12 protein-coding genes and 1 pseudogene are annotated in these 14396 nt (G+C 66.9%); 8 read left to right on the plus strand and 5 right to left on the minus strand.

The annotated features are described in order from the left end of the window. Positions 1-107, minus strand: a pseudogene (locus PV679_RS18970) (ketol-acid reductoisomerase); the annotation flags it as partial. Positions 108-1621: 1514 nt separating this feature from the next. On the opposite strand from PV679_RS18970, the gene PV679_RS18975 reads away from it, so the two are divergent. The 5 genes from PV679_RS18975 to PV679_RS18995 all read left to right on the plus strand — a co-directional run bounded on the left by PV679_RS18975 (position 1622) and on the right by PV679_RS18995 (position 6006). Next, positions 1622-2221: a hypothetical protein gene (locus tag PV679_RS18975; protein WP_319681491.1), complete on the plus strand. Its 600-nt coding sequence runs from the start codon at positions 1622-1624 to the stop codon at positions 2219-2221. Positions 2222-2412: 191 nt separating this feature from the next. Continuing rightward, a complete protein-coding gene (locus PV679_RS18980; protein WP_319681492.1) occupies positions 2413-2601 on the plus strand; it encodes a hypothetical protein in 189 nt (62 codons plus the stop codon). Between the two features lie 363 nt (positions 2602-2964). Further along, positions 2965-5001, plus strand: coding sequence for an alpha/beta hydrolase family protein (locus PV679_RS18985; RefSeq protein WP_319681493.1), 2037 nt, complete (start codon positions 2965-2967; stop codon positions 4999-5001). Positions 5002-5142: 141 nt separating this feature from the next. Next, the gene (locus PV679_RS18990; protein ID WP_319681494.1) at positions 5143-5490 is read left to right on the plus strand and encodes a hypothetical protein; all 348 of its coding nucleotides are present in this window, start codon (positions 5143-5145) and stop codon (positions 5488-5490) included. 243 nt (positions 5491-5733) lie between these two features. Beyond that, a complete protein-coding gene (locus PV679_RS18995; RefSeq protein WP_319681495.1) occupies positions 5734-6006 on the plus strand; it encodes a hypothetical protein in 273 nt (90 codons plus the stop codon). 1220 nt (positions 6007-7226) lie between these two features. Here the strand turns inward: PV679_RS18995 and PV679_RS19000 are convergent. Continuing rightward, positions 7227-7694, minus strand: coding sequence for an Rrf2 family transcriptional regulator (locus tag PV679_RS19000; protein WP_319681496.1), 468 nt, complete (start codon positions 7692-7694; stop codon positions 7227-7229). Positions 7695-7964: 270 nt separating this feature from the next. On the opposite strand from PV679_RS19000, the gene PV679_RS19005 reads away from it, so the two are divergent. Further along, positions 7965-9170 (plus strand): NAD(P)/FAD-dependent oxidoreductase, encoded by a 1206-nt coding sequence (locus tag PV679_RS19005; protein ID WP_319681497.1) that lies wholly within the window; start codon positions 7965-7967, stop codon positions 9168-9170. A gap of 399 nt (positions 9171-9569) precedes the next feature. Then, positions 9570-10319 (plus strand): alpha/beta hydrolase, encoded by a 750-nt coding sequence (locus tag PV679_RS19010; RefSeq protein ID WP_319681583.1) that lies wholly within the window; start codon positions 9570-9572, stop codon positions 10317-10319. A gap of 121 nt (positions 10320-10440) precedes the next feature. On the opposite strand, the gene PV679_RS19015 is transcribed toward PV679_RS19010, so the two are convergent. Both PV679_RS19015 and PV679_RS19020 read right to left on the minus strand, forming a co-directional pair. Beyond that, the gene (locus PV679_RS19015; RefSeq protein WP_319681498.1) at positions 10441-11295 is read right to left on the minus strand and encodes an SCO6745 family protein; all 855 of its coding nucleotides are present in this window, start codon (positions 11293-11295) and stop codon (positions 10441-10443) included. 35 nt (positions 11296-11330) lie between these two features. Beyond that, entirely contained in the window at positions 11331-11984 is a 654-nt protein-coding gene (locus tag PV679_RS19020; RefSeq protein ID WP_319681499.1) for a GntR family transcriptional regulator, read from the minus strand. 85 nt (positions 11985-12069) lie between these two features. Here PV679_RS19020 and PV679_RS19025 point away from each other — a divergent pair, with 85 nt between their 5' ends. Continuing rightward, on the plus strand, positions 12070-12612 hold the full coding sequence (locus tag PV679_RS19025; RefSeq protein WP_319681500.1) for a YbhB/YbcL family Raf kinase inhibitor-like protein: 543 nt from the start codon (positions 12070-12072) through the stop codon (positions 12610-12612). Positions 12613-12696: 84 nt separating this feature from the next. On the opposite strand, the gene PV679_RS19030 is transcribed toward PV679_RS19025, so the two are convergent. Further along, on the minus strand, positions 12697-14382 hold the full coding sequence (locus tag PV679_RS19030; protein WP_319681501.1) for an ABC transporter family substrate-binding protein: 1686 nt from the start codon (positions 14380-14382) through the stop codon (positions 12697-12699). Between the last annotated feature and the right edge of the window lie 14 nt (positions 14383-14396).

Raw genomic sequence — 14396 nt, forward strand, 5'->3', positions numbered from 1 at the left:
AGCGACAGCGCGTGGGCATGGCCCTGACTGCCGTAACCGATGACCGCGACCTTGCGGTTCTGGATGATGGACAGGTCGGCATCGTCGTCGTAGAACAGCGCAGCCATGGATATTGCCTTTCGTGCACAGGGGAGACGTCTGAGAGAGACCGCAGCCGGAACAGCGGGAGGAGCCGCGGCTGAGGAAGAGTGGCCGAGGGATCGTCGATACGTCTTCGGGGTCTCGCCGACGCGGGACAGTGTGTGGAATTTCAAGCGGTGCCGACGCCTGGTTGCTGCTTGTCACCGCCAGCCGAGCGCCCGCATGGGACCGACACCAGGTGTGCCCGGTGATCAGCCGAATCCGATCACACTGTCTCACAGTCTGTGGGCAGTGTTCGACACTGTCTATCCGTGCGACCCGGGCAAACCGGGAGGGAATTCCGGTACGAGGACGATCCTCCGCCTTTTGCGATGCACCGCACCAGACGCCTGATCCACGCAGGACGACCGGACACGACTCAAGGGTCCGGGCGGAGTCGCCGGCCGCTCGGTCCAGACGGGAAACACACGGTGTGTAAGCCCAAGAGCGCGCCGGCCGTTCGTTTTGTACGCATGAACCGGTCAGGCACTCACCGTGCGATCGATTACCCGATGGTCTGCTCCTTCGTGAGTGGAACTGTCACAGCCGTCGCTCCCGTCCGGTCAATGTGGATGAACGGCTTGAGCAGCGTTCGCACAAGTCCGTGCAGTGAAGAAGGGACCGGAACATGGTGTTACGAGTCGGAGCCCCGAAGATCAGCCGCGGCGCTGCCCGCAGCGCACGGTGGCCGAACCATGCCTCCCGCGCGGGCGCGTCCCGTCCGCCTGCCTGCATTCCTGTAACGCGAAGCTTCCGGCCCGTGACAAACCCCGTGACAAACCCCGTGACAAACCCTGTGACAAACCCTGTGACAAACCCTGTGACAAACCCCGTGACAAAGCCCGTGACAAAGAAAGACGCATGATGTTCCGAGAGCCCGACCACCGCCCTGATCTCGCGGCAGCCATCGAGTCGCTGACCGCCGAAGCCGCTCGGCTCGACACTCGCGTCCGCCTGCTTCGAGAACAGCTCGCCGCCGTCAGTACTCGGATGGACGACATATCCGACTCACTGCACTGGCTGCCCCGTCCGGCGGGTCTCACCGATGCGGAAACCGGCGAAGACGGCTGTGGCGAGCACGCCCGAAGTGCCGCCTCGAACCGTCTGGAAGGCGGATGTCTGAAGCGATCTCACCGTTCCGTGCCCCGTCGGCACTGACACGCGAGGAGTGCCCGCGCGCGGACCCACTGTCCATTCCGGCAGCGGACACCGAACGGTTATCGCACCGTGTGCCAGAAGATCGTCAGCCGCGCCGCTCCTCCACCAAGACGTCCGGCCTGCCGCCTCGGCAGCTCAGAACCAATATGTATCCATCCACGTCTCACCGTTCGGCGCCGCGGGCATGGTGTCCCGCCACTCATGGGTGACGCACCGCCGCGCCGTACTAACCTGTAACCCGGACGGGCTGCCGCGCTTCATGTGCGTCACACCACTGGCGAGGGAACACCGAAGTCGGGGCGTGCGCGGTGCGGCAGGATGGGTTTGAGGATGAGAGGAACACATGGTCTCCGGAGCCCATACGGCGCAGAATATCGAGAACACCGCGGAGCGGCTCAAGGATGAGCTGATTCGCCTGGCGGCCCAGAAGCAGGCACTGGAGAGGGAACTGACGGCGGTCGTGGCCCATCTCGGCTCGGTGGAGGCAGCTCTTCATGCCCTCCAGGACCTGATAAGCGCCACGACGTATATCACGACGTCCGGCGCACAGCCGGCCTCGCCAAAGGCCGAGCCGCCCGTCGCTGCCGTGGTGCCCCGGGCAGAGGAGAGTGACACCGCTCCTTCCGTGTCCGCTGCCGCACAGCCGGAGGCCGAGTCCGCGCCACCACAGTCCGTAGGCTCATGGGACGCGGAGCAGCCCGATCCGCGTGGCCTCCAGGCCGACGTCCACACAGACGGGAAGTACGGCAGGCTCACCGGACAGATCATGGATTATTTCGCACGCGCCGGTGACATCGATGTGCGCGCCCGTGATGTCGCTGCGGCGCTCAGACGCGACACCGACGCGGGAAGCATCAACGCGGTCCGGTCCACACTCGACCGCCTCGTCGGTGCCTCTCGTATCCGGCGAACAGGCCGGGGCCTCTACCGCGCCAATCCTTAGCCTCGGTCTGACGCATCCCGCCTGGCCTCCGATGATGACGTACTTCCCATCGACATGAACGCTCCGGACGGGCTCCGGGATATTCCTCGCGGCAGAGTCGCGATGCGGTGGAGCGAGCCGCCCCAGGACGGGAACAACATTCCGCGGTCCGTCGCTGAGAACGATGACGTCACTACTGGAGGAGACCGCTCATGAGCGAACGACCAGCAGTCCCGGCACGCGATTCCGTTCATGCGCCGCAAGAGGCTTCTCGCTTCAGCCTCCTGCCTCGGCGCATACCACTCGACGAGATGGTGGAATCCCATGCTGCCAACCGGCCCGCCGACCCGGCATTCGGCCGCAACCCGGAGACCGATTGGCTCATCCGCACCTGTGCCTGAGCCCGTGAGGGCGTGATGGGCCGGGCTCGGTCAGCGCGTGCGGGGCCCTGCGGCTTCCGCACGCGCCACCCGGTCTCGTCCGTGGAAGAGACCTTCGGAAGAAGTCTGTCGCCGCCGAGTCCCGCGCGCGGACACCGCTCCCGGCCAGTCACCACCGGCTTTGCGTCCAGCCCGTCCCGCTGTCCTCGCCTCTCGCGCGAGACGCGGTCTCTGCTCGATCGACGGGATCGATCGACAACCACCACCAAGCCCAGAGGTTCCTATGAGCAACATGTCCGCCCGCACGCACCGAGGAACCGCGGGCGGCCCGTGCCCATCCGCGCGGCCCATCCGCGTCTCCGTACCACGCTGGGAGGCCGAGCTGTGAGTACGGTGGCTCCCTACGGCTCCTGGCATTCACCGGTCGACAGCCGGACGGCCACAGCGGGCCTGGCCGCCGGGCAGATCGCGGCGCCCTCGTACGTCGGTGTGGTCGGCGACGAGGTGTGGTGGGTCGAACCACGGCCCGACGAAGGCGGGCGAACGGCTCTGATGCGCGGACGGGCCGACGGTGTCACACGGTCTCTTCTGCCCGCGCCCTGGGACGTACGCAGCCGGGTCATCGAATATGGTGGCCGGCCCTGGGCCGCCGCCAGGGACGGCCGGAGCACGCTCGTCGTCTTCACACACTGTGCGGATCAGCGACTGTACGCCTTCCGGACCGACGGCCCCGGCAGCGTCTCGCCGTACCCGTTGACGCCCGTATCGGCTGTGGGCGGCGGTCTTCGGTGGGCCGAACCGGTACTCGATCTCGCGAGGGGCGAGGTCCGTTGTGTGCTGGAGGAGTTCACCGGAGACGGCGCCGGCGATGTCCGCCGGCTGCACGCCGCGGTGCCGCTCGACGGATCGGCGGCCACGGACCGCTCCGGCGTCCGGGAACTGTCGCCTTCGGCGCACCGCTTCGTCTCCCAGGCGCAGTACGCTCCCGACGGCGGGCGCGCCGTCTGGCTGGCCTGGGATCACCCGCACATGCCCTGGGACGCGGCCGAGCTGCGGATCGCCGACGTCACCCAGGACGGCTTCCTGCGCGGGGCTCGTACGCTGCTGGGCGGGCCTGGCGATCCGGTGGCCCAAGCCGAGTGGTCCGTGGACGGCGGGCTGGTGGCGGCCTGCGAACGCACCGGGTGGTGGAACCTGTACGCGGTCGATCCGGACACCGGCGACACACGACCGCTGCACCAGGCCGACGAGGAGTTCGCCGGCCTTCAGCGTCTGGGGCATCGCTGGTTCCAGCCGCTCTCCGACGGCCGCATCGCTGTTCTGCACGGTGTGGGAGCGCAGCGGCTGGCCGTCCTTGACCCGGCTCGCCGCGAACTCGTCGACGTACCTGGTGAGAAGACCGAGTGGCTGCCTCATCTCGACGCCGCGGTGGACCGGGTCGTCGGTGTCGCGGCCGGCCGCTTCACCTCGTACGAGGTCATGGAGGTGAGCACAGTGTCCCTTGCGGCCACAGTCGTGGGCCGTACGCGCCGGCACACGGTGGCCACCGAGTATCTTCCCGCACCAGTCGCTCGGGTGTTCGCCGGGCCACAGGGCCGCGAGGTCCAGGCGCATATCAACTTCCCACGCAACCCCGACTTCTCAGGGCCACGTGGTGAGTTGCCGCCGCTCGTGATCTGGGCCCACGGCGGTCCCGGTCTCAGAGCTCCACTCGCGCTCAATCCGGAGATCGCGTATTTCACCTCGCGTGGCATCGCGGTCGCGGATGTCAACTACGGCGGCACGCCAGGATACGGACGGGACTACCGGGAGCGGCTGCGCGGGCAGTGGGGGGTTGTCGACGTCGAAGACTGCGCCGCGGTCGCGCGAGGCCTGATCAACGAGGGCTCGGCGGCGCCCGGAAGGATAGCGATCCGGGGCGGCAGCGCCGGGGGATTCACCGCCGCGGTCTCGGTCACCAAGGACGATCTTTACGCCTGTGCCACTCTTTTCTATCCTTTGCTGGATCTCCTCTCGGTCGCCGAAGGAGGAACACACGACTTCGAGTCACACTATTTGGAGACGCTCGTCGGCCCGGTCCATCAGTCCGCGGACCTTTACCGTGACCGTTCACCGGTCCACCACGCGGACCGCGTCGCGACACCTCTGCTGCTGTTTCAAGGCGCCGATGACGTGGTCTGCCCGCCACTGCTGCTGGAGGACTTCGTTCGGACTCTGGAACGGCATTCGGTGCGGCACGATCATCACGTCTTTGACGGTGAAGGGCACGGTTTCCGCCGGCAGCCGACGCTGATGGCATGCCTGGAGGCGGAACTCCGTTTCTACGCCGATGTCTTCGGATTCCCGCCGGCCGGCCCGCCAACTCGCCTGGGACGGACGATGGATGAGGAAGGTGGCCGCCTCGGGCAGCAGCAGCGCTGATGCCCGCGTCGCCTCCACCAGAGGAGGCCGGGACCTGTCGCCGCACGGCATGAACATTCTCATGGTGGTTTCGTCGCCCAGCGGTACGCTCTCGCTCACCCCGACCGTGTCGCGTCCCTGGTTCTGTACGACACCTCGCCGGTGACGGACGAGAGTTTCTGGTCGACCGCGGTCGCGAACATGGACCGGTGCGCACACCGGCGTGCGAGCCGGCATCCCGAGGCGGTCACCTACGTCGACGGCCTCACCGCACGCCTCGACCAGCTCGATGACGATGGCGTCACCAAGGTGCGGCTTACGATCAGGCCGGCGTACTTCTTCGACCACTGGGGACGTGAGAACGAGTTCGAGGCCGCACGCCGGTTCCTGCGGAGGTACGCGGATCCCTCTCGCGGCGAAGGGCCGCCCTTCGACGTCCGCGAAAAGCTGTCCGCCGTCGCAGCACCCACGCTGGTCCTGGTCGGGATACCGGTCTCAGCCTCAGGCTGAGATCCGTGTCACATAGGGGAGTGCTGTCCGGTCAGGTAGTTGATTGCAAAACCAGAATTCGCCGCTACCGACCGAGGCACCGCGATGCCCGACGTGATCACCGGCTGAGACAGAGAGGAACATCATGCTCCTTCAAACGGACAGAGATAGCTGCTGTGGCGCCTGCACGATCAGTCTTCCTCCCGGCGTGAGAACTCCGGGACGCGCGTGCGACGGCTCCGGTCCTCCTCAGAGCAGGCCGACGTGACGGCCACCGCCCGCGCCGGGTTCAGCCTCGATGACAAGTGGCTGGTGGGCCTGGAGGTCCATGGGCCCGATTCCCAGGCAGTGTGGCTCTACTACGTTGTGGATCAGGCTTCCGATGCCATCGACGCGATTCGTCTGGCGTTGCGGCGTGCCAACAGTACCCAGGAGCGGAGGGACCGGGGAGGCACGGTCGTCCGGCCCGAACGATTCGAGGTGCAGCGCATATACCTGGACGCGTCAGGACGCCTCCGACTGGTGCGCTGCTGCTGACTCGGACGCGAAGGCCTCCGTTTCTCTCCACGCGGCTCCAGGGAACCGACTTGAGGACGTTCCACCCGCTTGGGCGCGCGGTAGGGACCGACGACGGGACGCGCGCTCCACCGGGCCGTGAACTCGGTGCTGATGTCCAGCTCCGCACATGACGACCCGGCAGCGCGCCTACTCGGCGGTGTGTGGGCCCGTTTTGCCCGTGAACGGGAAAAGTGGATAGCCCTCCACACACGGGCCGCCGGGCGGGTGGTATGGCCAACCCATCCCAAACCGGTACAGCAAAGTCAGCGCGATGACAACCACGAGCGGTGCGAGCCACATGACTGCCCGTCCGCCCCGAAGCGGCCGCCGTCGCAGTGCGAGTTGGAGCAGAAGCAGCAAGAGAGTCATGCAAAGCCACAGGACAGGCATCATCATCCGCAGCCCTGTGCTGTTGCTGACGTTGTTCCCGAGCGGGCAACTCGCCCACGACCGAATGGTCCACACTGTGCCGCCGTACACACCGAAGGCGGAGAGGACTGGGGCCGGCACGTACCAGCCGCACCCCGGCGAGGAAGTGAGCGACTCACCTTGCGCCCTCACGACGTGCATCCCTGTGCCTCCTCCGAACGACCGCGCCGCCGGTTGGCCGAGCAAGCGGACTGGCTGACATCCCGCGCGGCGAACCGAGCCGCTTCACTCACAGGGACCAAAGAATGATCGATTCGGTTCCCGCTGGAGCCGCCTCACCGTGTCCCAGCCGGGAGCCGTCACGCACCTGATCGAGCAGGCGGTCCGTGCGACCGACCCGGGACACCGGAGTCACGGACCTCATCATGACGGCCAACCTGTTGTGCGGGCGGGCACGCGGGTGCGAAACGCGCTGACCGGACAGGAGCGGAACACTTTCCCGGACGCGTGTCACACATTCACCCGCTACTCGGTCCTATCTGTGAGAGAGGGCCGTTGCGAGTGTGGCACCGCTTGCGAAGGGGCGGAGCCCCGGGACTTGGGGCAGCCGCACGGCAACGCACCAGGCTGGTGCGGCCCGTACCGATGAGCGGAGGAGTGTGGCGATGGACAGGCCGATTCCTGCGGTGCATGTCCGCTCTCTCGGCGGTCGGTATGACCTCGACCACGCGTTTGTCATCCGCACGCCGCTGTCGCTCCAAGAGCCCATGAACTGGCAGCCCGATACGGCCCAATGTGTGTCGAACGGACGGGTAGCGGCTCGCCGACGCTCAGTTGAGGGCGGACCGTACAACGCTCCTGATCGTGGGAGTGCGGTCGAGCTCCAGCCGGATGTCCGCGAGACTCTGCGCGGCCAGGGCCTGGCGCCATGCCTCGTCGGCGCGCTGCATGGCCATCTTGACGGCGCATGCGCCGGTGGGCGGCGGAGAAAGCTCGCCGATCTTGCCGCAGCAACGGATCTCGGTGCAATGGAAGAGCTGCGCGTCGCCCTCGATGGCCTGCACCACATCCAGGAGTGTGATGTCTTCGAGGGGCCGGGTCAGCCGGAAGCCGCCGCGCGGACCGGGCGCGGAGGCCAGGAGATCGGCTCTCGCGAGCTGCTGCAACTGCTTGTTCAGATAGGGGGCCGGCAGCCCATGGGCCTCGGCGAGCTGACCGCTGCCCACGGGGCCACCCCCGATCATGTCCAGGTTGAGCAGTGTGTGGATGGCCCACTCGACGCCCTTACTCATTCGCATAATGCGGACATTGTATGTCCTGGAACAAGTTCATGGGGTTGGTCGAAGCCCTCGCCTCGACCGGCCATCGATGACACCAGTGTCAAACCGCAGCTCAGAAGAATCTTGACACACAATATCCAGGATATATAGAGTCCAGGATGTGGTGTGCGAACCGCGGTTCATGAGCCGGATGTCGATCCCGGCGGGCCGCGGCAGGCCGGGCCCCGGGAGGGCGCCCGCCTCGCCCCGGCGGCGAACAGCCGCACCTGCCTTTCTGAGGGAGAAACGATGAAGAACGTCCTGGTTGTCGGTGGAGGCTTCGCTGGTGTGTGGAGCGCGGCCGGTGCCGTACGGGCCGCGCGCGAGGCCGGGAGCGCCGGTGAAGAACTGCGAGTAACCCTGGTCAGCGGAGGCGACGACCTGGTTGTGCGCCCGCGGCTGTACGAGGAGGCCCCGGAGAGCATGCGGGTGCCGCTGGACCGCGTCCTCGGCCCGATCGGCGTACACCGGCACTCCGCGACCGTGACCGATATCGACACCGAGGCCCGGAGTGTCCGGGCCATCGGACGGGACGGCGAGGAACTGACCCTGTCCTACGACAAACTCGTGCTGGCCGTTGGCAGCCGATTGGTACGTCCCAGCTTCCCGGGCGCACAGGATGTCTTTGACATCGACACCCTGCCCGCGGCTGCCGCGCTCGACCACCACCTGCGGCGGCTGCCTCAGCGGGCGCCGTCCGTCGGTCTGTACACGGCCGTCGTGGTGGGCGCCGGTTTCACCGGCCTGGAGATCGCCACTGTCCTGGGCGAGCGGCTGCGCGCGATCGCCGACGCACAGGGCGCGGGCGAGGATGTGCGCGTCGTCCTGGTCGACCGTGCCGATGTTCTCGGCCCGGAGCTCGGCGCCGGTCCCCGCCCGCACATCGACAGTGCGGTTGACGCGCTGAAGATAGAGCGGCGTCTGGGATGCACCGTGGCATCGGTGACTCCCGAGGAGGTCACCCTCTCGGACGGTGAGGTGATCCCCACGGCGACCGTTGTGTGGACGGCCGGCATGGTCGCCAGTCCGCTGACGTCGCAGATCCCCGGAGAGCGTGACCGGCTGGGACGGCTGGTTGTGGACCAGTACCTTCAGGTGACCGGTGTGCCAGATGTGTACGCGGCCGGCGACACCGCCGTCGCACCCGCGGAGGACGGGCACTCCACAGTGCAGAGCTGTCAGCACGCCCAGCCGATGGGAAAGTACGCCGGACACAACGTGGCGGCCGACCTCCTCGGAACCGACCCTCTGCCGTTCACTCCGGACCCTTACACCAACTGTCTGGACCTCGGGCCGGCCGGCGCCATCGCCACGGAAGGCTGGGACCGCACGGTCCAGATGACCGGCCCGGAGGCCAAGACCCTCAAGCAGAACATCAACACACTGTGGATCTACCCGCCGGTCGACGACCCGGAGCAGATCCTCGCCCAGGCCGGCCGTTTCTCCAACCTCTGACAGACAGGCCGCGGTCGCGGCCCGGCGTGGTATCCGCCACTGCGGCAGGGCCTGTTGTCACACTGCCAACGTCCGGCCGGAGGCCGAGCTGTACGGCTTCCGGTCGTGCGCCTGCGTATATCGGACGCGCATGGTGGACAGCAACCTGACAACGTCCTTCGTGCGCTGACCGGGTCCGCAGGACGCCCTCGTCGCCCCCATTTCTTTTTCGGCGGGCGGCGAGGGTCTCCTCTCTCGGGAACAAATCCGGGCGCCGCGACGCGTACGAGAAGGTTGACGGAAAAAGGTGCGCTTCCGGCGGTGGCGAACAGAGCCTTCGTGGTCCGACCCGCATCATGAGTCAGTGCGCATCACATTTCTTTTTGTGTAAATTTCCCATCAAGTGAGGTTGTGAAGATCGTGCCTGCCGTTCTTGTCCATGGTGTGCCGGATACACATCGAGTGTGGGACGGGCTTCGCCAGAATCTGGTCCGTACGGATGTAGAGGCGTGGGACCTGCCCGGATTCGGAGCTGAAAGGCCGTCTGGTTTCAAGGCCACGAAGGAGGCGTACGTCGACTGGCTCATCGCGAAGCTTGAAGGCGTCGGGGAGCCGGTCGACCTCGTCGGTCATGACTGGGGATGTATCCTCACCGCTAGAGTCGCCTCTCTCCGTCCTGACCTGGTCCGTACGTGGGCCGGCGGTAACGGTCCCATCAGTTCTCGCTATGTATGGCATCCGCTTGCCAAAACTTGGCAGAGTTCAACCGACGGCGACCGGTACATGGCCGAACTCAAAGCGGAATCATTTGCCAATGACCTCATCGCGGGATTCGATGTTCCGCAGGATTCGGCCCACGACATGGTTCGCCATGTGGATGCGGTGATGAAGGAAAGTATCCTCGATCTCTATCGGTCTGCCGTTACGGTTGGCGTGGAGTGGGAGCCGGACCTTTCGAAATCCACGGCGCCGAGTCTCATCTTTTGGGGCGCGCTCGACCCCGCGTGTCAGGTTGAGTTCGCCTACAGCATGGGCGAAAGGATGCGCGCGCACGTGGTGCGGGTGGATTCAAACCACTGGCCAATCCTCCAGCGGCCTGCCGAGGTTGCTTCAGAGCTCGAAAGATTCTGGAAAAATGCGGTACAGAACTCTGACAACAGTCGGGCGTAGCCGCAAGCTGTTCGGATGGCTGGATGGCCGGCCGGAACGCGGTTGAGCTGGTCATGGCTGAGCGGAAACCGTATTCCAGCGGCCTCACCGGCGGCCGTCCTGGGTGGCGCGGCCCGGTGCCTCAGCCCTTGCCGAAGAACCGCGTCGGGAAGGCGCCTGCGGCCGTCGCGGTCCGGGTGAAACCGTCGGCCAACTCGGTGAGCCGCGCGGTGGCGGCCGGGCCGAGGTGGTCGTACGGGGCGGCGTCGAGGCGGTCGGTAAGCGCCTCGGCCTCACCGCGCAGGGCCACCCCCGCCTCTGTGAGATCTCCCGCCTCGTCCAGCAGACCGCGTCCGCGCAACCGGACCCGGGCGTCGGTCCATTGCTCCGCGGACCATCCGCGGGTGTGCTTGAGCACGGTCGACGTCACCGTCTTGCCGGTGGCGTTGTGCAGGACCAGCGCCTCGATCCCGGAGAGGCCGGCCACCGCCAGAGCGGCAAGGTGACCGTCGCCTCGGTGTTCGCGCAGGAGTGTCGCGGCGTGCCACAAGGCCAGGTGCGGTTCCTCGGGCACGGGAAGAGCGGCGTTCGCGGCGTACAACGGCCGCGCCTCGCGGCGGCACGCCTCGGTGGCGCGCAGCGCCAGTTCGGCAGCCTCGGCCATCTCCTTCGACGCGAGAGCCTCCTCCCCGAGCAGCCGCCGCAGCGTCCCGTCCGCGCCGGGCAGTCGCGCGGCGAGCACCGCCTCCGGCGTGGTGACCGTCCATGCCGCGGGGATGTACCGGGCCACGTGCTCGTGGTTGAAGTTGTAGAACGTTGCCGTGACCGTGCCCGCGCCGACCGTCCCGAGCGGGGCCGCGCGGCCCGCGAGGTAGGCCATGGCCCCTCGCCCCAGCCCGAGCCCCGCGAGTTCGTCCGCCGGCTCCGGTGCGAAGTACATGGCCACGTGCAGGGGATTGACGACGTTGTGGCAGCGGCGGCCGGCGGTCATATCCATGTTTGTCTCCTGAATGTGTCCGAGCTGCCGCAAGGTCAGTCTTTGCGTACGGTCAAGCTCCGGGCGGTACGCAGGACGTGTCGGCTGAGCAGGTCGGCCGCACGTTCGGCGTCCCGGCTCAGGGCTGCCTCCTCCAGAGCGCTGTGCTCCTTCGTGCCGTCCCGCTCCGGGACGATGGCGCCGGACCAGCGCCGGGCCAGCTCGCTCGCTGTCCACATGCGATCGAAGCTGTCCAGAAGTACCGGGTTGCCGCAGCCCTCAAGCAGCGCGCGGTGGAACTGGCGGTGCGCCTCGGACCACTCGTCGGAGACGAACGTATCGCCCGGTGCCTGAAGCGGCGTGCGGGCGAGGTGGTGGTGGGCGGCTCGGACTCGTACCTCCCAGTCGACGCCGCCCCGCTCGATCGACAGCCGAAGCATCATCGGCTCGGTAACGGCGCGCGCCTCCGCGATCTGTTGCCAGCGCTCGGCGTTCACCGCAGGGACCGCGAATCCACGGTTCGGCAGCCGGGTCGCCAAGCCCTCGCCCACCAGACGGAGCAGTGTCTCGCGTGCGACGGCGAGGCTGACCTTCTCGGCGGTTGCCAGTTCCTGCGGCTTGAGTGCCTGCTCCGGCGCGAACATCCCGTGCAGGATGGCCGCGCGCAGCGTGGTGTAGAGCCGCTCCGAAGGTGATCCGCGTTCCAGCATGAGGTCGACTCTAGCAGCTAATCGATTATCCGTGTAATAATCGATTGTTGGCTTCCAGGGTTTCCAAGGAGAGGAACGCAAGAGAATGAACGGGAACGATCCCTTCGCCGGGCTGCCGTCGGCGCCTGCCTTCACCGTGACCAGCACCAGCGTGCGGCCGGGCGAGGCGTTGCCGGCCGCGCAGATGTCCGGCTTGTTCGGAGTTGTGGGAGGTGAGGACCGCTCGCCGCAGCTGAGTTGGTCCGGCGCGCCCGCGGGCACGCAGAGCTACGCGGTGACCGTGTACGACCCGGATGCGCCAACGCAGTCCGGCTTCTGGCACTGGGCCGTCGCGAATATCCCGGCCGATGTCACCGATCTCGCCGAAGGAGCCGGGGACGACAGCGGTTCGGGCCTGCCGGCCGGTGCTTTCCAGATACCGAACGACGCACGACTGGCTCGCTTCGTCGGTGGCGCGCCGCCGGCCGGTCATGGCCCGCACCGCTATTTCATCACCGTGCACGCCCTGGATGTGGCGGACATCGGCGTCCCCGCCGAAGGCACGCCGGCGTTCCTCGGTTTCAATATCGCGTCGCACATCCTGGGCCGGGCGACGATCGTTGCCACGGCGGAGACCCCTGCGGTCTGATCCCGGAGGCTTCGTGGGACGGGTGAGACCACCGCACCCGTCCCACGGGCCATCTGTGGAGCAACTGCCTGCGGCGGGTGGGCGTTACTTCTCCCAGCCGACTGTTTCCGGGAGCGGGTTGTAGAAGATGGTCGCACCGACGTTGGCGAGGCCCTTCTTCACCGCGTAGGTCGACGGGCCGCTGAACAGCGGCAGGAAGGCATACTGGCGCAACGCCTGTCGCTCGACCTTGTTGGCCTCGGCGGCCTGCTTGGCGAGGTCGGCGATCTCAGTGGTCGCGCGGATCTCCTTGTCCAGGGCCGCCGTGCCCGCGCCTGTCAAGTTCGAGTCGTGGTCGGAGCAGTAGAAGTCGCACAGGTAGCGGGCACCGAACGGGTCCATGGAGCGATTGCCCGACAAGAAGAGGTCGAACCTGCGCTCACTGAGGATCTTGGAGAAGTCCGCCTCGTCGGCCTTCTTGATGACGAGACGGATACCGGCGGGCTTCAGCATCGCGGCGAAGGCGCCGGCGGTCGCCTTGTCGAGTGGGGCGTCGCCAAGGAGGGTGTAGCCGACTTCGAGCTTCTTGCCGTCCTTGACGCGGATGCCATCGGCACCGGGCTTCCAACCGGCGGCGTCGAGTGTCTTCCCGGCGTCGTCCGGCGCGTACTTCAGCACGGCCGAGACGTTGTCCTCGTACCCCTTCTGGAAGCTGTACAGCACCGCCGAGCCGGGCAGCGGTTCCTGGTAGTCGAGCCCCTGGAACTGGATCTTCGCGATCTGCGGGCGGTCGATGCTCTCCAGGACAGCCTTGCGGACGGCCTGGTCCGAGAGGACCGGCGACTTCGTGTTGAGGTAGAGCGAATACTCGAACGGGCTGCCACCGCTGCGGATCTCGGTGTCCTTGAGCCCCTTGACCTGCTTGAGACTCTCGGCGTCGACGGCGGAGGTGTAGTCGAGCTGACCGTTCTTGAAGGCGTTGACCGCGGCCGTCGACTCCAGGTTGACGTAGATGCGCTTGTCGAGCCTGCCCTTCTTGCCCCACCACTTCGGGTTGCGGACGAAGGTGATGTCACCCGAGTGGCTGTCCCACTTGCCGACCGTATACGGACCGGCGCCCCACTCCGGGTGGGCCTTCTTGACGTACGCCTTGTTGAAGTTGTCGACGGTGGCGGCCTTCGGATGCAGGAAGGTGCTGAACAAGGACGACCACGAGGCGTCAACGCCCTTGAAGTTGATGACGGCCTGCTTGGCGTTCTCGCCCTGCTCGACCGAGGCGATCTGACCGTAGCCGTCCGTGGATGAGGCGTCGTATGCCTTGTTCGAACCGTTGTTGGCCGTCCAAGTGGCCTTGATCGCGGTCCAGTCGATGGGCGTTCCGTCGTTGAAGGTGGCCTTCGGGTTGATTGTCAGCGTGACCTTCTGGTTGCCGCCCTCGACGGTGACCTTCACGTCGCTGTAATAGTCCGGGTTGTACTGCACCTCGCCGGTGGGCGAGAACGTGATCGCGTCGGCGTTGTACCAGGCCCAGACACGGGCCGCGGTGAGCGTGGCGTTCACGTTGAACGGGTTGCCCTGGTCGTCGAAGGTGCCCGCGGTGGTGTACGTGCCACCGTCCTTGAGCTTGTCGTACGGCTGGGGGTCGTAGTCGGCGGCGGCCGAGGCGGCCTTGGGCACGTCCTTCTTGTCCGGGCCGGTGGCCGCGTTCTTCCCGGAGGAGGAGTCGCACGCGGTGGCGGCGACAGCGACGGCGGCGACGAGGGCGACAGGGAGGGCCAGTCTTGCGCGCATGGCGGAGTGGTTCC

The organism is Streptomyces sp. AK02-01A (assembly GCF_033795305.1).
Taxonomy (GTDB): domain Bacteria; phylum Actinomycetota; class Actinomycetes; order Streptomycetales; family Streptomycetaceae; genus Streptomyces.